Raw genomic sequence first — 22533 nt, 5'->3', positions numbered from 1 at the left:
GTATAAAAATAGGGATCGGAAGAAATATATATTCAAACATCAAAAGTACAGGAGGATCAAATATGGACAAAGCTCGTTTCATGAAACAAATCGTCCTTATCTTCTCAATTGTTCTACTCGCAACTTCACTGATGTCAGCTGAAAAAAGTGAAGCCTTCACCAGTCAAGTCATCCAGCGAGGTGCAACAGGAGAAGATGTAGTCGAGCTGCAAGCACGGCTCCAATATAATGGCTTTTACAATGGCAAAATTGATGGTGTATATGGCTGGGGGACGTACTGGGCCGTTCGCAACTTTCAAAGCCAATATGGTGTAAAGAAGGTCGATGGACTTGTAGGTAAACAAACAAAAAGCCTATTAGTTCAAAAGACAAAATACTATAAAGACTTTGTTCAGCAGCAGCTGCAAAAGGGGAATGAGTTTACCCATTATGGCGGGAAACCTCTTGATCAGCAAACAAAAGCTTCTGCGAAAAGAAGCTCACAAAAAAAGACAGCTCAAGGTGCAAAAGAGAATCAAAAAAGTCAAAGCGGAGGAAGCGGGACATCTGGAAAGACTGGGAATCAGTCAGGCAATCAGCAAGCAAACCAAACACCGAAACAAACGGCAGCCAACATGCCAGGTGGTTTTTCTAGTAATGATATTCAGCTCTTATCACAAGCTGTTTATAGCGAAGCAAGAGGCGAGCCGTATGAAGGACAGGTGGCGATCGCTGCGGTTATCTTAAACCGATTGAACAACCCGACTTTTCCAAATACGATCGCAGGTGTTATTTTTGAACCGCTTGCGTTTACAGCTGTGGCGGATGGTCAATTTTATATGTCGCCAAATGACACTGCAAAAAAGGCTGTGTTTGATGCCATTAACGGCTGGGACCCATCTGAGAGCGCCGTCTATTACTTTAATCCTGATACAGCAACCAGTCCATGGATTTGGGGAAGACCACAAATTAAACGAATCGGGAAACATATTTTCTGCGAATAAAAAGAGGTGTAAATAAATGATCAGAGGAATATTGATTGCCATTTTAGGAATTGCTGTCATCTCAACAGGTTATTGGGGCTATAAAGAGCATCAAGAAAAAGACGCAGTGCTGCTGCACGCAGAGAACAACTATCAAAGGGCTTTTCACGATTTAACGTACCAAGTGGATCAGTTGCACGACAAACTTGGGGCAACGCTTGCGATGAACAGCCAAACGTCGATTTCACCAGCACTTGCAGATGTATGGAGAATGTCATCAGAAGCACATAACAATGTGAGTCAGCTTCCGCTCACATTAATGCCTTTTAACAAAACGGAAGAATTTTTGGCGAATGTCGGAGACTTTAGCTACAAATCATCAGTCAAATCCTTATCAGATGAACCATTAAACAAAAATACGCACAAAACCATTACGTCTTTATATCATCAAGCGGCTGATATCCAAAACGAACTGAGACAAGTACAGCACCTTGTCCTTAATAAAAATTTAAAATGGATGGATGTTGAAATGGCGCTTGCTGATGGCGACCGAAAGAATGATAACACCATCATTGACGGGTTGAAAACAGTCGAGAGAAATGCAGATGCATTTGCGGATGTCAATCTCGGTCCGACAAATGTGTCGACAGAATCAGAAACACATGGCTACAATCATTTAAAAGGGAAAAAGATCTCAAAGAAAGAAGCGATACGCATTGCCCAGCAATTCGCACCTGATCATAATCAACATTTTAAGGTCAGAAAAAGCGGAAGCAAAACCAATCGAGATGTGTACAGCTTATCGATGTCAGATCCTGATAGTAAAGCGAATTTCTATTTAGACTTGACTGAAAAAGGAGGGCACCCAGTCTACCTTCTTCAAAATCGAGACGTAAAAAAACAGAAAATCAGTTTAAATGATGCATCAGAAAAAGCACTCAGCTTCTTAAAGAAGCAAGGATTTGATGCAGAGTCGTTCCATTTAGATGAAAGCGCGCAATTTGATAATATCGGTGTATTTACCTATGTACCTCTTCAAAAAAATGTACTGCTTTATCCAGATAGTATACGCATGAAGGTCGCATTAGATGATGGTGAGGTGGTTGGATTTTCAGCGAAAGACTATTTAACGAATCATAAAACAAGAGACATAAAAGCACCTAAAATCTCACAAAAAGAAGCGAAGAAAACATTGAATCAGCATGTAAAAATCGAAGATTCTCATGTAGCGATTGTTCAAAATGATATGTCAGAGGAAGTTTTGTGCTATGAGTTCCTCGGAACTATTAAGAACGATACGTACCGAATGTTCATTAATGCGGATACTGGAAAAGAAGAACGAGTAGATAAACTAAAAAACGCAGAACCTATATATAAAGACCTATAGAAAAGGAAGTGAGGAAAAGGCGACTAAGCCTTTTCCTTTTGTTTTATACATGGTTTAATATAGGAGAGGATATGATTTCACAGATGAAAAGAGTGATGAGGAATGTTACAAATAGGGGATGCAATCACAATTGAATACGTCAATGAGAACAAAGAAGTGAAAACTGCAAAATCGAAAGTTTTGGAAAATAATAACGATGATATTTGCATTAATTATCCAGCTGATAAAGAAACGGGCCGCACGATCTATTTAAACCAGCAAACAGAAATCACCGTTTTCTTTTTCGATGAAAATCAAATTCCATACAAATGTACAAGCGAAGTCATCGGAAAGAGGAAAGAAGATATTCCGATGATTGTCATTTCCATTCCGCCAAAAGAAGAAATGATTCGGCTTCAGCGCAGAGAATACCTGAGAGTCGATACAATGGTCAAAGCGACGATCACGCAAATGGATGAAGAAGCCTTTGACACGTTTATTGTCAATATGAGTGCTGGCGGCTTAGCAATTGCTGTTCCTGAAGGTGTCTCATTGAAAGAATACGGAGAAGTGGTCACAGAGTTTGAACTTCCGCTGAAAGAGCCTGTGAAAATTAAAGCGGTTGCAGAGATGAATCGAGTATATCAAGATGAGCAGACTGGCAAAACAAGAGCGATCATGGAGTTTTCTGAGATTACAAATGACCACCAGCAGCACATTATGAAGTACTGCTTCCAGCAGCAGCTTTTAACACGGGTAAAAAAAGCATAAGAATAAAGGATGTTAAAAGCTTCCATACTAGAGGTGAAAGAATCTAGCGTGGAGGCTTTTTGTATGAAGACAATGGAAAGATGGTTATTGAAAGCGGTGCTCATTCAGCTTGTCTTATTATTAGCCGTTCAGATCACACTTCATTTGACAAAAGGAGAACTCTTTTTGTCAAAAGTCGTGCAATACGAGGGTGTAAATAACATGAGCATTGAAGATTGGATCGAAACGTTTAAGCAGAAGGATTGATAGAAAATTCCCCCGTTTGAGCGGTGATCGTGTTACAATTCATAAGGGAGATTCAATCAAGGAGAGGTATTATGAAAAAGAAATTATCTATCGCAATTGACGGTCCTGCTGCAGCAGGAAAAAGCACTGTGGCAAAAATTGTCGCAGCAAAAAAATCATATATTTATATCGATACAGGTGCCATGTACCGCGCGATTACACTTGCGGCACTTAATCATGGTATAGACCTTGAGGACGAAACAGCACTTGATGCATTACTAAAAAAAACTGTGATTGATCTGGTCTCAACGGACGAGGGTCAAAAAGTTCATCTAGACAATACCGATGTTACAGAGGATATTCGCACAGACCGCGTGAGCAACCAAGTATCGGTTGTCGCAAAGCACAGAGCTGTTCGGGAAGAAATGGTCCGCAGGCAGCAAGAGCTTGGTCAAAAAGGCGGTGTCGTTATGGACGGAAGAGACATAGGTACGCACGTTCTTCCAGATGCCGAAGTGAAAATTTTCTTGCTTGCATCAGTAGAAGAAAGAGCAAAACGCCGTTTTGAAGAGAATCAGAAAAAAGGCTACGATGTCAATTACGATCAGCTGATCGAAGAGATTGCAAGACGTGACAAACTTGATTCTGAGCGCGAAGTTTCGCCACTTAAGAAAGCGGATGACGCCATTGAAATTGACACAACTTCTCTTTCCATTCAAGAGGTAGCAGGTAAAATTTTAGATGCAGCAGACCGCGTGGAGAAACAGTAAGAAATTTTAGAAAACTTTAATAAGTTAGAGGTTTATCTCTTGACAAACAAGGTCTTTTATTAGAAGTTTATACTAATACTATTTTTATTGATCATTCAAGCAATTATGTTGATTTGAATGTTTCTTTAATACATATTCGGCTGGTAATCATCATGCTTAAGACACATATTCGCCCAGTCGTTTTAACTAAGCTGTGTAGGTTTGGACCAAGGAGGTTATCGAAATGACAGAGGAAATGAATCAAATCGATGTTCAGGTACCAGAGGTTGGAGATGTAGTGAAAGGGATTGTTTCTAAAGTTGAGGACAAGCATGTCAATGTAGATATCGTCAATGTGAAACAGCCTGGGATCATCCCAATCAGTGAATTATCAAGTCTTCACGTTGAAAAAGCATCAGATGTCGTGAAAGATGGCGACGAGTTAGAGCTTAAAGTAACAAAAGTCGAAGACGATGCTTTGATTTTATCGAAACGTGCTGTTGATGCAGACCGCGCTTGGGAAGACCTAGAGAAAAAGTTTGAGACAAAAGAAGTATTTGAAGCTGAAGTAAAAGACGTTGTAAAAGGTGGTCTTGTCGTAGATATTGGTGTGCGTGGATTTATTCCTGCATCTCTTGTAGAAGCGCACTATGTAGAGGACTTCTCAGACTACAAAGGTAAAACACTCTCACTTGTCGTGGTCGAACTTGACCGCGAAAAAAATCGTGTGATTCTCTCGCACCGTGCAGTAGTGGAGCAAGAGCAATTAGACAAAAAGCAAGACTTCCTGCAAAAGCTTGAAGTAGGCAGTGTGATTGATGGTAAAGTGCAGCGCCTTACTGATTTTGGTGCATTTGTAGACATTGGCGGCATTGATGGATTGGTTCACATTTCTCAACTATCCCATGCGCATGTTGAAAAGCCATCTGACGTAGTGGAAGAAGGCCAGGAAGTCCAGGTCAAAGTACTTGCTGTTGATCGTGATAACGAACGTATCTCACTATCTATTAAAGAAACATTACCAGGACCTTGGAGCCAGATTGGCGAAAAGGTAAAACAAGGTGATGTGCTTGAAGGAACTGTTCAACGTCTTGTGAGCTTTGGTGCATTTGTTGAAATTCTGCCAGGCGTCGAAGGACTTGTGCATATTTCCCAAATCTCTCATAAACATATCGGTACACCGCAAGAAGTCCTTGAAGAAGGGCAGACTGTGAAAGTGAAAGTGCTTGATGTGAATGAAGATGAAGAGCGCATTTCATTAAGCATCCGTGATTTAGAAGAAAATCCTGAAAAACAAATCGAAGAGAATTATCGTCAATATCAGGCGAAAGAAGAAAACACAAGCGGATTCCAGCTTGGTGACCTGATCGGCGATAAGCTTAATAAATTAAAATAATTTGGTGATCAAAATTGACGAGAGCAGAAAGAAAGAAGCAGCATATTGAACATGCCTTGTCCACTGGACAGCATGCAGCAACAGGTTTAAAAGATGTTTCCTTCGTTCACGTCGGTCTACCAGATCTTGCGACATCACAAATTGATACACATACGACAATTGGCGGACTGACTTTCGGTTCGCCAATTTTTATCAATGCAATGACTGGCGGGGGCGGAAAGTCGACCTATGAGATCAACCGCTCTTTATCGATCGCAGCGAAGGAAACGAATATTCCGGTGGCAGTTGGATCACAAATGGCTGCACTGAAAGATAAAGAAGAAAGACGTACGTATGAAGTTGTTCGAAAAGTCAATCCGGATGGAATTGTGTTTGCGAACTTAGGCAGTGAAGCAACGATTAAGCAAGCGAAGGAAGCAGTCGAGATGCTGGAGGCCAATATGCTCCAGATTCATTTAAATGTGATCCAAGAGATCGTCATGCCTGAAGGAGACCGTGATTTCAGGGGGGCGCTTGAGCGCATCGCAGCCATCGCTGAATCAGTTGGTGTGCCTGTTGTCGTAAAAGAAGTCGGATTTGGCATGAGCAAGGAAACGGCAAAAAAGTTATTTCATGCTGGAGTTGCGGCCGTTGATGTAGGAGGATTTGGTGGTACGAACTTTTCAAAGATCGAAAATCTTCGCCGCCAAAAAGCGCTTCATTATTTTGACCAGTGGGGGATTCCAACAGCAGCGAGTCTTGCTGAAGTACATACAAGTTTTCCAGATCAAACGGTTTTAGCCTCCGGAGGTATACAAGACGCCCTTGATGTAACAAAATCAATTGCTCTTGGCGCATCCGCTGCTGGTCTAGCTGGCTTTTTCTTAAAATCACTGACTGGCGGAGGGGAGAGCGGCCTCATCGCTGATATCATAGATCTTCAAGAAGATGTGAAGATGATGATGACAGTGCTTGGCGTGAAGACCATTGAAGAACTGAGACAAACCCAGGTTGTCATTTCCGGGGAAACAAGTCATTGGCTCAAAGAAAGAGGCATCGACACAACGTACTATAGTTTAAGATCAAAGAAGAAAAAGGACTAAAATCAAGTTTAGTCCCTAAACATCTAAGGCATGTGGTCATCACATGCCTTTTTTTATTGATTTCTTCTTCGTGCGCTATCTGGACCTTCTAATGCTGTTGCCCCTTTATGATGAATGGATTGATCACGGTCAGATTCCACTCTTTTTGATGCCTTTAAGCGTTTTTCCTGTCTATCTTTTCCCATCATGCATCCCTCCTCAATTATTAGAGTGTCACCTCTTGTTTATTTCATACAATGCCCAAAGCGATCCCTTACGTTTAAAAATTGGGGATTTTCCCATAATGTAATTGAGGTGATGAGACGTTGGAGGCTTTGTACTATTATTGGTCCATATGGTTCGTTTGGATTATGGTGACATTTATTATGGAAAAAAGCTCATGGCGCAGTATGCTAGGCGTTTGTGTCCTCGTCCATATTATATGTAGTCATTTCATGGTATCCATGTTTGATATGAGCCTCAATGCGGGGTACTTGATGACCTTTTTATATGCATGTGCAGGTTTCGTTATATTCCGGTCTGGCCATCAAATGATGAGAATCATGCAATTAGGCTCTATGGTGAGCGCATATGCCTTTTTTATGATTTTTGCATTATATGACCCGGTTTGGTTCACGCTAATAAAAGTGGATTGGGTCGTATTTGCCTTGCTGATCTTGATGTCTTTGACATATGGACATCATTTCACAGAACGAGTCACCCTATGGATGATGTCTATATGTCTTGGCGAAGCCCTTTATGCGCTGACGATTCACCGCCTGACATCATCGATTGTCATAGGAGATCTCTCTTTTCTGTCCCTTGTTGTTCAAGGGTCCATCTTCCTATTAGGTGTCGATCAGCTTGAAAAGCTCTTGAACGCCCGTTCATCAAGAAAACCAGTAAAAGGGGCTGCAAAATCAACATGACGGATTATACGTTTCCTGTGATTATTGGTGTCATCTTTGGGATGGCGGCCAGACTTTATATGTTAAGAACAGATTACCGGCAATACCCCACGTATATTCATGGACAAGTGATTCATATTGCGCTTGGTTTTATCGCTTCAGGACTTGGTGCGATCATTATGCCTGCACTCATTCAGGAGGAATTTACGGCGATTACCTTTCTCACGCTGGCGGCCACGCAATTCCGAGATGTCCGCAATATGGAAAGAAATACGTTAACTCAAATGGATTCATATGAGCTAGTCTCAAGAGGCAGTACATATATAGAAGGCATTGCCATTGCCTTTGAAAGCCGGAATTATATTGCGATTCTCACGGCACTGATTACTACCACAGCCTGTATTTTCTTCTCGCTCGTTATTGGGACAGTGGTCGGTATTCTTTGTTTTTTCTTGGCAAAGCTATTAATGTCTGGCAGCCAATTAAAGGATATTGTCAATATACAAAAAGGAGAGCTTCGCTTTGATGGGGCAGGGCTTTATGTGAATGATATTTACATCATGAATATCGGACTGCCCGAAAAGCAAAAGCTCATTTTAGAGCATGGGATGGGCTTTATTTTGACGCCGAAAAATTTCAACTCAGCCACAACGATTGCCAATCTTGGGCAGCGGCAAGCCATTTTATTTGATTTATCCAACGTACTTGGGGTGTATCGCGACTCTGGTGAACCATCGCTCTGTCCGCTCGCAAAACGTGATCTAAATAACGGCACACTTGGCGTGTTCATTTTACCGCAATGGTATCGTGAAGATTTGGCTGTCCGTGTATTGGAAGAAGTACCTATTTTAGAAAATGCCATCAGAATGCCGACAGAGTTCATAAAAAAGAAAGTGAGGTAATAGGGCATGGCGAACACCATTGAACAATTTATACTCGCTGTGGCTACAACAAATAAAGAGCGGGTCATGGGCGGAACAGCCGTTTTTTTCTGTGAAAATAAAGAAGAACTCGACATGTACGCCATGAATTTAGAGGCCATTTTAGATGGAATTGCACACGGAATTGGAGAAGATCTTTACTTGATTGTCAAACATTTTTAAGTTATTCATTGTGGTCTGATTAAAAATTGATATAATATATAAGTTGAACCCTTCATGTTTGAAGGGTTTATTTCATAAAACTGAATGAAAATTTTAAATCCCGGTTGAAACATGATGATGAACATATTGAATCGCGGCTGGATTGAAAGGAAGGGTACTATGGGTAAACCTGTCGTAGCCATTGTTGGAAGGCCCAACGTTGGAAAATCTACAATTTTTAATCGAATCGCAGGCGAAAGAATATCGATTGTAGAAGACACACCTGGTGTAACAAGAGATCGAATCTATAGCTCTGCTGAATGGTTAAATTATGACTTTAACTTAATAGATACTGGTGGAATTGATATTGGAGATGAGCCATTTTTAGCGCAAATTCGCCATCAGGCAGAAATCGCAATGGATGAAGCGGATGTCATTATCTTTATGGTGAATGGCCGAGATGGTGTCACATCTGCGGACGAAGAAGTCGCAAAAATTTTATATCGCACGAAAAAGCCAGTTGTACTTGCTGTCAATAAACTGGACAACCCTGAAATGAGAAGTGACGTGTATGACTTTTATGCACTAGGGTTTGGCGAACCGTATCCGATTTCTGGAACGCACGGATTAGGTCTAGGTGATCTGCTTGATGCTGTCGCAGAACACTTCAAAAACTTACCGGATACACAGTATGCGGAAGAAGTTGTTCAGTTCTGCTTAATTGGCCGCCCGAATGTAGGGAAATCTTCTTTAGTGAATGCAATGCTTGGAGAAGACCGGGTCATTGTGAGCAACATCGCTGGTACGACAAGAGATGCTGTGGATACGATGTTTACGTACAATCAGCGTGACTTTGTCATTGTCGATACAGCAGGTATGAGGAAAAAAGGAAAAGTATATGAAACAACAGAGAAATACAGTGTGCTTCGTGCATTAAAAGCCATTGATCGTTCTGATGTTGTCGCTGTTGTTCTAGACGGTGAAGAAGGCATTATTGAGCAGGATAAACGTATTGCAGGCTATGCACACGAAGCTGGTAAAGCTGTTGTGATCGTTGTGAACAAATGGGACGCTGTTGAAAAAGATGAGCGTACAATGAAGGAATTTGAGCAAAACATTCGCGAGCATTTTCAATTCCTGGATTATGCACCTGTCTTGTTTATGTCTGCTCTCACGAAAAAGAGAATTCATACGTTAATGCCATCCATTATTACAGCTAGTGAAAATCATGCGATGCGCGTTCAAACGAATATTTTGAACGATATCATCATGGATGCAGTGGCAATGAATCCAACACCGACTCATAATGGACAGCGTCTGAAAATTTACTATGCGACACAGGTGGCTATTAAGCCTCCGTCCTTTGTGGTGTTTGTAAATGATCCAGAGCTTATGCACTTTTCTTATGAACGTTTCCTAGAAAACCGCATTCGAGATGCATTTGGTTTTGAAGGAACACCGATTAAAATATTTGCGAGAGCGAGAAAATAAAAAGGGTGAGCAGGATGAAGAAAATTTCAGTACTTGGAGCAGGCAGCTGGGGAACAGCTCTTGCGCTTGTATTAGCTGATAATCATCATGATGTACACATGTGGGGACATAGACAAGAGCTTATTGATCAAATCAATGAGAAACATGAAAATCATGATTACTTGCCTAATGTCGAACTGCCAGCGTCTATTCAGGCGACGACAGATATGAAGCAGGCGTTAGAGGGGACAGACGCTATTATTGTCGCTGTGCCAACAAAGGCCATTCGCGAAGTATTAAAGCAGGCAAATGAGCTGATCACATCGAAAGTGCCGTTTGTCCATGTAAGTAAAGGGATTGAACCAGATACACTTCTTAGAATTTCTCAAATGATTGAACAAGAAGTACCTGCTGAGAAAAGAGAAGCTGTTGTTGTCTTATCAGGGCCGAGCCATGCCGAAGAAGTAGGCTTGCGTCATCCGACAACTGTCACTGTCTCATCAGAAAATATTGAAGCGGCTCAATTTGTTCAAGATTTGTTCATGAACAACAACTTTAGAGTATACACAAACCCTGATGTGATTGGTGTAGAAATAGGCGGAGCACTGAAAAATATCATTGCTCTTGCGGCAGGGATCACAGACGGACTTGGATATGGTGACAATGCGAAAGCGGCGCTCATCACTAGAGGACTCGCTGAAATCGCACGTCTTGGTACGAAAATGGGAGGAAATCCTCTGACATTTGCCGGATTAACAGGCGTGGGAGATTTGATCGTGACATGTACAAGTGTTCATTCGCGTAACTGGCGCTGCGGAAATCTGCTTGGTAAAGGGTATAAGCTTGAAGAAGTGCTTGAAAAAATGGGGATGGTTGTTGAAGGCGTCCGTACAACAAAAGGCGCTTATCAGCTCTCCAAAGAATACAAGGTCAGCATGCCGATTACAGAGGCGCTTTACCACGTCTTATTTGAAGGGAAAAAGGTCGACGATGCTGTAGAATCATTGATGGCACGTGTGAAAACACATGAAATGGAAGACCTTGTGAACATGTTTGAAAACCAAACAAAATAAATGGAAGACTGAACTTAGGCATGTAGAGGATGCAAGAAGGGGAAGACTTGCATAACATAGCAATGAAGTTTGAATAGAGCTTTGCCTCTACAGAATGAGGAAAAATAGTCGATTTAATGACTGAAGCAGAGTCCCCCTCTTTGCTTCAGTTTTTTATGCGCTTTTTTCTGAATGATTGGAAAAATGATTGATATTTACCTTATTTTTGGTTTAGAATGAAATATAAACGCTTACAATTTGTTCGTTTTGAAGGGGGACAGGCACGATGAGTTTTGCTTTAATCAAGATGTGGTTTGCGCTTGGTTCCATGGGGCTCATGTTTTTAGCCGTAGTAACCATTTATTTCAGTCGATTTAAGCTGAAAAGCCGGTTTCTTAAAATAACAGCCTCGACCGTCGCATACAGCTTGATGCTTATATCAGGTATCATTGTGTTTTTAGTTGTATTTAGCGGGCCGGTCAATGAATAAAGAAAAAGGAAGAATGTGATGATCAAAGCAAAAGTCAGTGTCACGTTGTTAGCACTTATTTTACTAACAGGATGTCTGTATCCAGAAAATCGCAAAACTGAAAACCGTGTGCCATATGAAGAACAGCTGCAAAGCGTTCAGACAGCGATTGAGGAATTTCAAAAAGCAACAAATGGCCTTTTGCCGATTGAAACGAAAGAAGCAGATACGCCGGTTTATCAGAAGTACGTCATCGACTTTAAGCGCTTGTCACCAAGATATTTACACGATGTACCGTCTACATCTTTTGAAGGCGGGGGAGAATATATGTATGTCCTCACAGACGTCGAAAAAAAACCAACGGTGAAACTGCTTGATGTCAAAATGACGCAAACCATCAGTGAATTACGGCTTAGAATCAAAATATATCAAGATGAACATACATATCCGCCATATGGCAAAGTAGTATCAAGCAATTTATATACGTTAAATGAAAAAAAGCTAGGCTTAAAATCGCCGCCTACGGTCATGAGTCCGGTGACGGGGAATTCCCTCCCGTTACTGATTTCATCAAATGGTGAAATCTATGTGGACTACCGCAGTGATTTTGCTCATATTTTGAAGAATACGAAACAAAAGCTCAAACCAGGTGAAAACATTCAAGATGTCTATTGGCAGGAAACCCCGTTTGTACCCGCGTTTTCTGTCCCATATACCATCAACAAAAAAGGTGAGCCTGACTTTTTAGAAAAAAAGACGTCATAAACAAGAATGAACCTTTTTCCTCTGCATATAAATGAGGAGAAAGGTTTTTTTATGGCTAAACATACTCTCAAAACAAAAAAGGTGTCATATTCAAATAGGACAACGTCATACACATATATTGTCCAGACACCTTTCAAGCACAGTTTGATTGAAGAATAGAGTATTTTATTTGAAAACGAGGATAGCAAGTCCGGGAGGGGATCACTTGGAAAAAGTCGATATTTTCAAGGATATCGCTGAACGAACAGGAGGCGATATATATTTAGGAGTCGTTGGCGCTGTTCGTACAGGGAAATCTACGTTTATTAAAAAGTTTATGGAGCTCGTGGTGCTCCCGAATATCAATAATGAGGCAGATCGTGCAAGAGCACAGGATGAATTGCCGCAAAGTGCAGCAGGAAAAACCATTATGACCACTGAGCCAAAATTTGTACCGAATCAAGCGGCATCGATCCATGTGAGTGACGGTCTTGATGTCAACATCAGGCTTGTTGATTGTGTCGGATACACAGTCCCTGGTGCGCGCGGGTATGAAGATGAAAATGGTCCAAGAATGATCAACACGCCGTGGTATGAAGAGCCAATCCCGTTCCATGAAGCAGCGGAAATTGGCACACGCAAGGTCATTCAAGAGCATTCAACCATCGGTGTTGTGATTACAACAGATGGTTCCATTGGAGAAATCCCAAGACATGATTATATTGAGTCTGAAGAACGTGTGATTGATGAGCTCAAAGAGGTTGGAAAGCCGTTTATTATGGTGATCAACTCTGTGAGGCCATATCACCCTGAAACAGAAGCGCTGCGGCAGGAACTCAGCCAAAAATATGATATTCCAGTACTCGCCATGAGTGTAGAAAGTATGAGAGAGCAAGACGTCCTTAGTGTGCTTCGTGAAGCATTATATGAATTCCCAGTCCTAGAGGTGAATGTGAACTTGCCAAGCTGGGTCATGGTGCTGAAAGAAGATCATTGGCTGAGAGAAAGTTATCAGGATTCAGTGAAGGAAACCGTAAAGGATATTAAAAGATTAAGAGATGTTGACCGTGTCGTTGGTCAATTCAGCGAATTTGACTTTATTGAAAGAGCGGGCTTAGCAGGGATTGAAATGGGTCAGGGGATTGCGGAGATTGACCTGTACGCCCCAGATGATCTATATGATCATATTCTAAAAGAAGTGGTTGGTGTGGAAATTAGAGGGAAAGACCATCTTCTAGAGCTCATGCAAGATTTTGCGCATGCGAAGACAGAATATGATCAAGTATCAGACGCATTAAAAATGGTGAAGCAGACGGGATACGGGATTGCGGCCCCGGCCTTGTCAGATATGAGTTTAGATGAGCCAGAAATCATTAGGCAGGGCTCGAGATTCGGCGTGAGATTAAAGGCGGTTGCGCCATCTATTCATATGATTAAGGTAGATGTAGAGAGTGAATTTGCACCGATTATTGGAACAGAGAAACAAAGTGAAGAGCTCGTCCGCTACTTAATGCAAGACTTTGAAGATGATCCGCTTTCGATTTGGAATTCTGATATATTTGGGCGCTCACTCAGCTCCCTTGTCAGAGAAGGTATTCAAGCAAAGCTGTCGCTGATGCCAGAAAATGCAAGATATAAGCTGAAAGAAACGCTTGAAAGAATTATCAACGAAGGATCAGGCGGTTTGATCGCCATTATTCTATAGCATGTGAGACCTCTCATTGACAGGGGTCTTTTTTTGCGTATTGAATGAGTCATAAAAAGACAATTGTATAAAGATTAGTCAGATTCAGGCTGAAATTAGGAATATTCGTTCGTAAAAGTGCCCTTAATCCTTGACGAATAAGGATTCTTCCCTTTAAAATGCTTGATATGGTATTTCATATGTGTTAATCTACTTACAGAAAATCTTCACTTTGTTGGACAAACATTCCTTCAAAGAGTTGTTTTCTAATGAATAGCCATGTATAACGCTTTCTAGACGCTCTTTTTTTCGAAAAAAGTGTATAGAAAGAAGATGAATTGTGAAGAAATGATAACAATCTACTGAATGCATATTTTTGGGAGGAGGTGAAAGGCATGAACAAGACAGAACTTATTAACGCGGTTGCTGAAGCAAGCGAGTTATCTAAAAAAGACGCGACAAAAGCAGTTGATTCTGTTTTTGATACAATTTTAGATGCACTTAAAAATGGTGACAAAATCCAACTTATCGGTTTTGGTAACTTTGAAGTACGTGAGCGTTCAGCTCGTAAAGGACGTAACCCACAAACTGGTGCAGAGATCGAAATCCCTGCAAGCAAAGTACCTGCTTTCAAACCAGGTAAAGCACTTAAAGACGCGGTGGCAGGTAAATAATCGTTATGTGTAATGATCCTATTGCAGGAGTTATACATATAAAGTTTCACACTGGTCTAGAAAAGCCCCTTTCATAAGGGGCTTTTCCTTTTGAATCAAAAGGTTCGTTTAGAACGCTCTCCTTTGCTTTTAGGATCTGAAGTGTGCTAGAATCTGATTGAAATGTAATCGCCTTTGGAGGATATAATACATGAGTGAAATAAATAAAGAACTAATCGAACACGCAGTACGCGATATATTAAAAGCCATCGGAGAAGATCCAGATCGTGAAGGACTTCTTGATACCCCAAAACGAGTAGCAAAAATGTATGAAGAAGTGTTCTCGGGATTAAATGAAGATCCAAAAGAACATTTTAAAACCATTTTTGGTGAAGACCACGAAGAACTCGTTCTTGTAAAAGATATTGCTTTCCATTCAATGTGTGAACATCACCTTGTACCTTTTTACGGAAAAGCCCATGTCGCTTATATTCCGCGCGGCGGAAAAGTAACGGGACTTAGCAAACTTGCAAGAGCTGTAGAGGCTGTTGCCAAACGCCCGCAGCTTCAGGAACGCATTACATCAACCATTGCAGATAGTATGGTGGAAACACTCAATCCGCATGGCGTGATGATTGTCGTTGAAGCAGAGCATATGTGTATGACGATGCGCGGAGTGAAAAAGCCAGGTGCTAAAACCGTGACATCAGCAGTACGCGGTACATTTGCAAATGATACGGCGGCAAGAGCAGAAGTGCTTTCCTTTATTAAAAACGACTAATTCAATAGATGGAAGGTGAACAGATTGAGTGAAAATAAAGCATCTGATTTTGTAGTGATTAAAGCCATTGATAATGGTGTAAATGTCATCGGCTTAACTAGAGGCTCTGATACAAGATTTCACCATTCCGAAAAGCTCGATAAAGGTGAAGTCATCATTGCACAATTTACTGAGCATACGTCAGCGATCAAAGTAAGAGGCGATGCTGTCATTCAAACGAGCTTCGGTGAAATTCAAAGCGAAGCAAAGAAATAAGCACTTGAATGCACTTGATAGCATAAAAGTGAGAGCTGATATGGTATAATAAATCTCTATACAATGTGCAGGGCTACATATGAAACTGTAATTTTTGGGACAAGGGTGATATCTTTGCAAGACATCTACGGAATTTTATCTAATCTAAATATAAAATTAAATAAAAAGCTTTCTCATCCTTATTTGGCGAAGCATTTACGTGCGCCACTCATCGATGAAGATAAGCTCCTTCTTTTTCATGCAATGTTTGATGAAGCTCAAATTGATGCAGAGAAAAAAGAAAATTATATTTTAACGGCGATGCTTGTACAAATTGCCCTTGATACCCATGACGAAGTCACAACTGCTGCAGCCATCAAACAAGACGAATTCAAAAATCGTCAGCTGACCATCCTAGCAGGAGACTATTTCAGCGGTCTCTATTATTCTCTTCTCTCTGACATGAAAGACATCTACATGATTCGCACGCTCGCAACGGCGATCAAAGAGATCAATGAACATAAAATTAGACTGTATGATCGATCCATTCAAGATGCAGCGCACTTTTACAAAAGTGTAGCAACTGTTGAGTCTGCGTTATTCCAAAGGGTTTCTGAGCATTTTCAATTAACGCATTGGAATGAGATTGCAAGTCGTTTCCTTGTTTATAAGCGTTTCATGAAACAAGCAGAAGATGACAAACATTTAAAACTTTTTTTGAACGATAGCTATACGGACGCCTATACATGTTTTGACAACTTTGAGAAGGAAGGCTATGAGCAAGCCAAACGACCGATCAAGGAGTATCTTGTTTCATCTCCGGTCGTTCAAAAAGAGCTATTAAATCGCTTGGATCATATGAAAAATGAGCCTGCGTACCATCAGAAAGTGGAAGAAGGGTAAGTCATGCAGCAATCAAAAGAACAGCGAGTACACGGTGTATTTGAAAAAATTTATAAAAATTATGATCAAATGAACTCTGTCATCAGCTTTAAGCAGCATAAAAAGTGGCGCGATAAAACAATGAAACTCATGAATGTTCAAAAAGGAGCCAAAGCATTGGATGTATGCTGCGGAACAGCCGATTGGACCATTGCGCTTGCTGATGCTGTAGGCGAAAAAGGCGAAGTCAAAGGCCTTGATTTTAGTAAAAATATGCTGAGTGTTGGAGAAACGAAGGTGAAAACTGGGGGCTATAATCAAATTGAACTGCTTCACGGCAATGCGATGGAGCTTCCTTTTGAGGATAACACATTTGATTATGTCACGATCGGTTTTGGCCTACGAAACGTCCCTGATTACTTAACGGTGCTAAAGGAAATGACAAGAGTCGTGAAGCCTGGTGGAATGGTTGTCTGTCTTGAGACATCACAGCCTGAAATGATTGGGTTTAAACAAGGCTACTATGTCTATTTCAAATACATCATGCCGCTCTTTGGTAAACTGTTTGCCAAAAGCTATCAGGAGTATTCATGGCTTCAAGAATCAGCCAAAGCGTTCCCTGGCATGAAAGAACTGGCGGCTCTTTTCGAAGAGGCGGGTCTGTCTGATGTCTCGTATCATCCATTTACAGGCGGTGTAGCAGCAACACATATCGGAAAGAAGCTTTGAATAAACGATATTTGGGTGAAAATAATGAAACTAAAAGCAATGATCTCTTTTTTAAATCATGATATCGATATTATTGAAAAAGAGCTTGAACAAACAGTTCGCTCTGATTATGCATTATTAAGTGAAGCAGGTCTTCATTTGCTGCAAGCGGGCGGAAAACGAATCCGCCCCGTTTTTGTTCTCCTTTCAGGCATGTTTGGCGACTATGACATTAATAAAATTAAATATGTTGCCGTTGCTCTTGAGCTGATTCATATGGCATCGCTCGTTCATGATGATGTCATTGATGATGCTGAGCTGAGAAGAGGCAAGCCAACGATTAAGGCAAAATGGGACAATCGAATTGCCATGTACACAGGAGATTATATGTTTGCAAGATCGCTTGAGTATATGACAAAGATCAATCACCCAATGGCGCATGAAATTTTGTCAAAGATGGTCGTCGAGCTCTGTCTTGGTGAAATCGAGCAAGTGAAAGACAAATACAATATGGATCAAAACCTGCGTACATACTTAAGAAGAATCAAACGAAAAACAGCCTTGCTCATTGCAGGCAGCTGCCAGTTAGGTGCGATAGCAGCAGGTACAGATGAGAAAACACATAAAGCCCTTTACTGGTTTGGCTATTATGTCGGTATGTCCTATCAGATCATTGATGATGTGCTTGATTTCACATCAACTGAAGAAGAGCTTGGTAAGCCTGTTGGGGGAGACCTTTTACAAGGAAATGTCACACTCCCGGTCTTATATGCACTGAAGAACCAGGCACTCGAAGGCCAATTAAAGCTGATTAATAGTGAAACAACGGAAATGCAGCTGAAGCCTGTGATTGAACATCTCAAACAAACAGATGCGATCGACCGCTCGATTCGAGTGAGTGAAATGTATTTGAAGAAGGCATTTGAACAGCTGGACAAACTTCCTCGAGGACGAGCGAAAACGTCACTCGCCTCCATTGCCAAATATATTGGAAAACGAAAATTCTAATCAACATGTTGTTGATTGGTTTTTTTGTGAAATTTTTTGTCAAAAATTGATTATTATAAAAAAAAATGATACGATCACTTTGTAACAATGTAAGCCTATACATACATAACGACGGGGTGGAGAACGTATATGGACAAAACATTTCTTATGGTCAAACCTGATGGTGTGGAAAGACAATTAATCGGTGAAATTGTGTCAAGATTCGAAAAAAAGGGGCTTCAGCTTGTTGGTGCAAAACTAATGAGTATTCCAAAAGAAGTAGCAGAAACACATTACGGAGAGCATAAAGAAAAACCATTTTTCGGGGAATTGGTTGACTTTATTACGTCAGGACCAGTATTTGCAATGGTATGGCAAGGTGAACAGGTAGTAGATGTAACAAGACAGATTATCGGCAAAACAAACCCGAAGGAAGCGCTTCCAGGCACAATAAGAGGAGACTATGGATTGACGGTTGGAAAAAACATTATCCATGGCTCAGACTCACCAGAAAGTGCTGAAAGAGAAATCAACTTATTCTTCAAACAAGAAGAACTCACAAGCTGGGATCAAACCATCTCAAGCTGGATTTATTAAGGTTCAAGCCAAGGTGTTCATCAAATGAGCACCTTGGCTTTTTTTATATGAATATTTCTACACGAAATTTCGCATGAGAAGATACAAATTTTCGATAAAAACAGCTATACTAGGACAAAGATAGATGAGACAGGAGAGGACTTTGATGGATCAATATCAAGTATTTGTCGGAAAATGGAAAAAACTAACCGGGGTGGATCTGAATTTATATAAAGAAGCACAAATGAAACGAAGATTAACGTCACTTTATGATAAAAAAGGATATAGAGATTTTGAAGCATTCGCGGCTGCCCTTGAAAAGGATAGAGCACTATTAGATGAGACGATGGATCGAATGACGATCAATGTGTCAGAATTTTACCGAAACTATCAGCGCTGGGAAGTGCTTGACCAAAAAATTCTTCCGCTGCTTTCGAAAAACAGCGGCACCCTAAAAATATGGAGTGCAGCATGTTCGACAGGAGAGGAGCCGTATACACTCTCAATGCTTCTATCAAGCCATCCGCTTGTGAAGGACTTCCAAATTATTGCAACTGATATTGATGATAAAGTTCTGCAATCAGCTCAAAAAGGAAGATATCATGAACGATCATTGCAAGAGGTACCAGATCAAATCAAGCAAAAATATTTCACAAAAGAAGATTCTTCATTTTACTCTGTGAAGGATGAGGTGCGAAAGCATATTCAATTTAAGAAGCACAACCTTTTAGCAGATCCTTATGAAAAACAGCTTGATCTTATCGTGTGCCGAAATGTCCTCATTTACTTTACAGAAGAGGCAAAAGAAGAGATTTACTTGAAAATGAGCAGCAGTTTAAAACCAAATGGCGTATTATTTGTGGGTTCTACTGAACAAATTTTTCACCCAGAAAAGTTTGGACTGACATCTGCTGATACTTTCTTTTATCAAAAGAAGGGGTTGTAGCTGACTTTTTAGTAGTAAGTGTGTTATCATATTTTTACTTAAAAGCGTTAATGCGATGAAGGGAGATCAAGTCATGAGATACTTAACAGCAGGTGAATCACATGGTCCACAATTGACCACAATTATTGAAGGCGTTCCAGCGGGACTTTACATAGAGCAGGATGACATCAATTATGAATTGGCTAGAAGACAAAAAGGTCACGGCCGCGGGCGAAGAATGCAGATTGAAAAAGACCAAGCGAAAGTGTTAAGTGGTGTTCGCCACGGGAAAACATTAGGTTCTCCTATTGCGCTTGTCGTTGAAAACAACGACTGGAAGCATTGGACAAAGGTGATGGGGGCAGAGCCGATCACAGAAGAAGAAGAGAGTGAAATGAAGCGTCAAATTTCACGCCCTAGACCAGGACATGCGGATTTAAATGGTGCGATTAAATATGGACATCGTGATATGCGAAACGTATTAGAGCGTTCATCAGCCCGCGAGACAACCGTTCGCGTAGCAGCAGGCGCAGTCGCCAAACAAATCTTGGCTCATCTAGGAATCAAGGTAGCTGGCCACGTTCTTGAAATTGGCGGAGTGAAAGCAGCTCATACGACATATAAATCGATTGAAGATTTGCAAAAGGTAACGGAAGAGTCGCCTGTTCGCTGCTACGACAGTGAAGCAGGTCAAAAAATGATGGATGCCATTGATGAAGCGAAGAAAAACGGTGATTCAATTGGCGGAATTGTTGAAGTCATCGTTGAAGGAATGCCGGTTGGAGTCGGAAGCTATGTTCACTATGACCGCAAATTAGACAGCAAGCTTGCAGGTGCTGTTCTGAGTATCAACGCTTTTAAAGGGGTTGAATTCGGTATCGGCTTCGAGGCGGCTTCTAAAAATGGCAGTGAGGTCCATGATGAAATCATCTGGGATGAAGAAAAGGGCTATACGAGAAAAACAAATCGCTTAGGCGGTCTTGAAGGCGGAATGTCAACTGGTATGCCAATTGTCGTAAGAGGGGTCATGAAACCAATCCCAACGCTTTATAAACCGCTTCAAAGCGTTGACATTGAAACAAAAGAACCTTTCTCCGCAAGTATTGAACGTTCTGACAGCTGTGCTGTTCCTGCCGCAAGTGTTGTCGCAGAAGCAGTCGTGGCTTGGGAAATTGCCAATGCTGTTGTTGAGCAGTTTGGTCTTGATCAAATCGACCGCATTAAAGAAAATGTTGAAAAAATGCGCCAGCTTCAGAGGGAATTTTAATGAAAACACTGGAAGTTAAGACGTCTTCAGCCACTTATCCTGTATACATCGGTGATGGGATTAAACGCAATATCGTCGACTTGATGACTTCCACGGGGCATTCCTATACGAAGCTCCTAATCGTTACAGATACAGCTGTTGATGCCATTTACGGTGATGAAATGGTTCGATTACTTAAGCAGAAGTGGTCTGTGCATAAAGTGGTTGTGCCAAGCGGAGAGCAGTCGAAATCTTTTGCTGAGTTTGAGCATATTCATACGAAGGCCATTCAGTTTCAGCTGGATCGCTCCTCGTGCATCATTGCGCTGGGAGGAGGCGTAATTGGGGATTTGGCTGGCTTTGTTGCTGCTAGTTATATGAGAGGCATTGATTTTATTCAAGTTCCGACGACGCTGCTGGCACATGACAGTGCAGTTGGCGGGAAAACAGGGATTAACCACCCCCTCGGTAAAAATTTAATCGGTGCATTTCATCAGCCGAAAGCTGTGATCTATGATACGAGTATGCTTGAGACACTATCTCAAATTGAATTGAGGTCAGGCTTTGCTGAGGTCATCAAACATGCCCTCATTTCAAGTGAAGACTTTTTATCAGAACTGATGTACATTCGTTCTTTGGCGGAATGTTCAAAGAGCGAGCTGGCACATATGCTGTATCAAGGGATTCAAGTCAAAGCGTCGATTGTTCAAAAAGACGAAAGAGAACAAGGCGTGCGTGCATTTTTGAATTTAGGTCATACACTTGGGCACGCCATTGAAGCAGAGTATGGATACGGCGTTATCACGCACGGAGATGCTATTGCAATCGGCATGCAGTTTGCGCTATATGTGAGCGAAAAGAAGCTGGGACTCAGCCTCAATCGGATGGAACTAAAAAATTGGATGAAAGAACTCGGATTCCCGGTACAAGTCACTCAAAACATTTCCACGAAAACATTTGTTGACCGAATGATTGGTGATAAAAAGGCAAGAGGCGGAACCGTTCAATTTGTTTTATTAAAACAGGTTGGAGACGCTGTCTTGCAGTCTTTCACAAAAGATGAGCTGCATCACTGGCTCGAAGAATGGAAACGGGAGGAGGGATGTCTATGATGTTTCGCGGGATACGTGGGGCTACAACTGTGACAGAAGATACAGAAACAGAAGTGTTAAACAAAACGAAACAGCTGCTAGAAGCGATTATTTCAAGAAATCAAGTAGATCCAGAACGTGTCGTGCAGATCTTAATTTCAGCTACACAAGATATTCACTCCGTTTTTCCGGCAAAAGCCCTTCGTCAGTTTGAAGGATGGACGTATGTGCCTGTTACTTGTATGCAGGAGCTGGACATTCAAGGCGGTCTAAAGCATTGCATTCGCGTTTTAATGACGGTCCAAACAGACACAAAGCAGGAAGATGTGCAGCATGTGTACTTGGAAGAAGCTGTGACGCTTCGCCCGGATTTACAGTTGACAAAAAACAAGGAATTATAATACGATATGAACAGCCGAAGTTTACACACAGGTGTAAACGGCATTGCAAGCTTAGAGAAGATGAGAATGAGACTAGGGTAGTTGAGATGAGTAGAGTTGAGCAGAGATAC

At 41.3% G+C, this 22533-nt stretch carries 27 protein-coding genes; 26 read left to right on the top strand and 1 reads right to left on the bottom strand.

From position 1 onward, the window contains the following. Window positions 1-62: 62 nt before the first annotated feature. From sleB to fni, 7 genes are all read left to right on the top strand, one after another. Complete coding sequence (sleB, locus tag MHH26_RS09005) at window positions 63-983, top strand: spore cortex-lytic enzyme (protein WP_034661097.1); 921 nt, start codon at window positions 63-65, stop codon at window positions 981-983. A 16-nt stretch (window positions 984-999) separates the two neighbouring features. Beyond that, entirely contained in the window at window positions 1000-2349 is a 1350-nt protein-coding gene (ypeB, locus tag MHH26_RS09000) for a germination protein YpeB (RefSeq protein ID WP_106039213.1), read from the top strand. A 102-nt stretch (window positions 2350-2451) separates the two neighbouring features. Continuing rightward, window positions 2452-3099 (top strand): flagellar brake protein, encoded by a 648-nt coding sequence (locus MHH26_RS08995; protein WP_340973216.1) that lies wholly within the window; start codon window positions 2452-2454, stop codon window positions 3097-3099. A 63-nt stretch (window positions 3100-3162) separates the two neighbouring features. After that, window positions 3163-3345 (top strand): YpfB family protein, encoded by a 183-nt coding sequence (locus MHH26_RS08990; RefSeq protein ID WP_034661090.1) that lies wholly within the window; start codon window positions 3163-3165, stop codon window positions 3343-3345. A 71-nt stretch (window positions 3346-3416) separates the two neighbouring features. After that, entirely contained in the window at window positions 3417-4094 is a 678-nt protein-coding gene (gene cmk / locus MHH26_RS08985) for a (d)CMP kinase (protein WP_334749559.1), read from the top strand. A 223-nt stretch (window positions 4095-4317) separates the two neighbouring features. Beyond that, window positions 4318-5469: a 30S ribosomal protein S1 gene (gene rpsA / locus MHH26_RS08980; RefSeq protein ID WP_034661087.1), complete on the top strand. Its 1152-nt coding sequence runs from the start codon at window positions 4318-4320 to the stop codon at window positions 5467-5469. Between the two features lie 14 nt (window positions 5470-5483). Continuing rightward, on the top strand, window positions 5484-6551 hold the full coding sequence (gene fni / locus MHH26_RS08975) for a type 2 isopentenyl-diphosphate Delta-isomerase (RefSeq protein ID WP_307499840.1): 1068 nt from the start codon (window positions 5484-5486) through the stop codon (window positions 6549-6551). A 53-nt stretch (window positions 6552-6604) separates the two neighbouring features. Here fni and MHH26_RS08970 read toward each other — a convergent pair whose 3' ends face one another. Beyond that, window positions 6605-6736 carry a YpzI family protein gene (locus MHH26_RS08970; RefSeq protein WP_066030721.1) on the bottom strand — a complete coding sequence of 44 codons (132 nt, stop codon included), beginning with the start codon at window positions 6734-6736 and terminating at the stop codon, window positions 6605-6607. A 120-nt stretch (window positions 6737-6856) separates the two neighbouring features. Here MHH26_RS08970 and MHH26_RS08965 point away from each other — a divergent pair, with 120 nt between their 5' ends. From MHH26_RS08965 to aroH, 19 genes are all read left to right on the top strand, one after another. Further along, window positions 6857-7459, top strand: coding sequence for a YphA family membrane protein (locus MHH26_RS08965; protein ID WP_334749544.1), 603 nt, complete (start codon window positions 6857-6859; stop codon window positions 7457-7459). Beyond that, window positions 7456-8340 carry a YIEGIA family protein gene (locus tag MHH26_RS08960; protein WP_034661083.1) on the top strand — a complete coding sequence of 295 codons (885 nt, stop codon included), beginning with the start codon at window positions 7456-7458 and terminating at the stop codon, window positions 8338-8340. The genes MHH26_RS08965 and MHH26_RS08960 overlap by 4 nt, the downstream gene beginning before the upstream one ends. 6 nt (window positions 8341-8346) lie before the next feature. Beyond that, window positions 8347-8541, top strand: coding sequence for a capping complex subunit for YIEGIA (locus tag MHH26_RS08955; RefSeq protein ID WP_003215794.1), 195 nt, complete (start codon window positions 8347-8349; stop codon window positions 8539-8541). A gap of 159 nt (window positions 8542-8700) precedes the next feature. Further along, window positions 8701-10011 carry a ribosome biogenesis GTPase Der gene (gene der / locus MHH26_RS08950; RefSeq protein ID WP_034661082.1) on the top strand — a complete coding sequence of 437 codons (1311 nt, stop codon included), beginning with the start codon at window positions 8701-8703 and terminating at the stop codon, window positions 10009-10011. 14 nt (window positions 10012-10025) lie between these two features. After that, on the top strand, window positions 10026-11063 hold the full coding sequence (locus MHH26_RS08945; protein ID WP_034661081.1) for an NAD(P)H-dependent glycerol-3-phosphate dehydrogenase: 1038 nt from the start codon (window positions 10026-10028) through the stop codon (window positions 11061-11063). Between the two features lie 265 nt (window positions 11064-11328). After that, entirely contained in the window at window positions 11329-11532 is a 204-nt protein-coding gene (locus tag MHH26_RS08940; protein WP_034318888.1) for a DUF2768 domain-containing protein, read from the top strand. 18 nt (window positions 11533-11550) lie between these two features. Beyond that, window positions 11551-12276, top strand: coding sequence for a hypothetical protein (locus tag MHH26_RS08935; protein ID WP_034661080.1), 726 nt, complete (start codon window positions 11551-11553; stop codon window positions 12274-12276). 205 nt (window positions 12277-12481) lie between these two features. Next, a complete protein-coding gene (spoIVA, locus tag MHH26_RS08930; RefSeq protein ID WP_008344534.1) occupies window positions 12482-13960 on the top strand; it encodes a stage IV sporulation protein A in 1479 nt (492 codons plus the stop codon). A gap of 374 nt (window positions 13961-14334) precedes the next feature. Beyond that, complete coding sequence (gene hbs / locus MHH26_RS08925) at window positions 14335-14613, top strand: non-specific DNA-binding protein Hbs (protein WP_003215863.1); 279 nt, start codon at window positions 14335-14337, stop codon at window positions 14611-14613. A gap of 190 nt (window positions 14614-14803) precedes the next feature. Beyond that, window positions 14804-15373, top strand: a complete 570-nt coding sequence (gene folE, locus MHH26_RS08920) for a GTP cyclohydrolase I FolE (protein ID WP_034661079.1) — start codon at window positions 14804-14806, stop codon at window positions 15371-15373. A 24-nt stretch (window positions 15374-15397) separates the two neighbouring features. Next, window positions 15398-15628: a trp RNA-binding attenuation protein MtrB gene (gene mtrB / locus MHH26_RS08915; protein ID WP_008344541.1), complete on the top strand. Its 231-nt coding sequence runs from the start codon at window positions 15398-15400 to the stop codon at window positions 15626-15628. A gap of 114 nt (window positions 15629-15742) precedes the next feature. Next, window positions 15743-16510 (top strand): heptaprenyl diphosphate synthase component 1, encoded by a 768-nt coding sequence (locus MHH26_RS08910; RefSeq protein WP_307499836.1) that lies wholly within the window; start codon window positions 15743-15745, stop codon window positions 16508-16510. Window positions 16511-16513: 3 nt separating this feature from the next. Beyond that, window positions 16514-17218, top strand: a complete 705-nt coding sequence (locus MHH26_RS08905) for a demethylmenaquinone methyltransferase (RefSeq protein WP_034661076.1) — start codon at window positions 16514-16516, stop codon at window positions 17216-17218. Window positions 17219-17242: 24 nt separating this feature from the next. Continuing rightward, on the top strand, window positions 17243-18205 hold the full coding sequence (gene hepT, locus MHH26_RS08900; protein ID WP_034661075.1) for a heptaprenyl diphosphate synthase component II: 963 nt from the start codon (window positions 17243-17245) through the stop codon (window positions 18203-18205). A gap of 129 nt (window positions 18206-18334) precedes the next feature. Then, on the top strand, window positions 18335-18781 hold the full coding sequence (ndk, locus tag MHH26_RS08895) for a nucleoside-diphosphate kinase (RefSeq protein WP_034661072.1): 447 nt from the start codon (window positions 18335-18337) through the stop codon (window positions 18779-18781). Window positions 18782-18926: 145 nt separating this feature from the next. Beyond that, a complete protein-coding gene (locus tag MHH26_RS08890) occupies window positions 18927-19706 on the top strand; it encodes a CheR family methyltransferase (RefSeq protein ID WP_307499834.1) in 780 nt (259 codons plus the stop codon). Window positions 19707-19779: 73 nt separating this feature from the next. Then, on the top strand, window positions 19780-20952 hold the full coding sequence (gene aroC / locus MHH26_RS08885) for a chorismate synthase (RefSeq protein ID WP_060596745.1): 1173 nt from the start codon (window positions 19780-19782) through the stop codon (window positions 20950-20952). Then, on the top strand, window positions 20952-22043 hold the full coding sequence (aroB, locus tag MHH26_RS08880; protein ID WP_307499833.1) for a 3-dehydroquinate synthase: 1092 nt from the start codon (window positions 20952-20954) through the stop codon (window positions 22041-22043). Before aroC ends, aroB begins: the two co-directional genes overlap by 1 nt. Next, window positions 22040-22423: a chorismate mutase gene (gene aroH / locus MHH26_RS08875; protein WP_034661065.1), complete on the top strand. Its 384-nt coding sequence runs from the start codon at window positions 22040-22042 to the stop codon at window positions 22421-22423. The genes aroB and aroH overlap by 4 nt, the downstream gene beginning before the upstream one ends. Window positions 22424-22533: the final 110 nt, after the last annotated feature.

Origin of the sequence: Bacillus sp. FSL K6-2839, from assembly GCF_038003365.1 — a bacterium.
Lineage (GTDB): Bacteria > Bacillota > Bacilli > Bacillales > Bacillaceae > Bacillus.
This window is presented reverse-complemented; position numbering and strand designations above follow the sequence as displayed.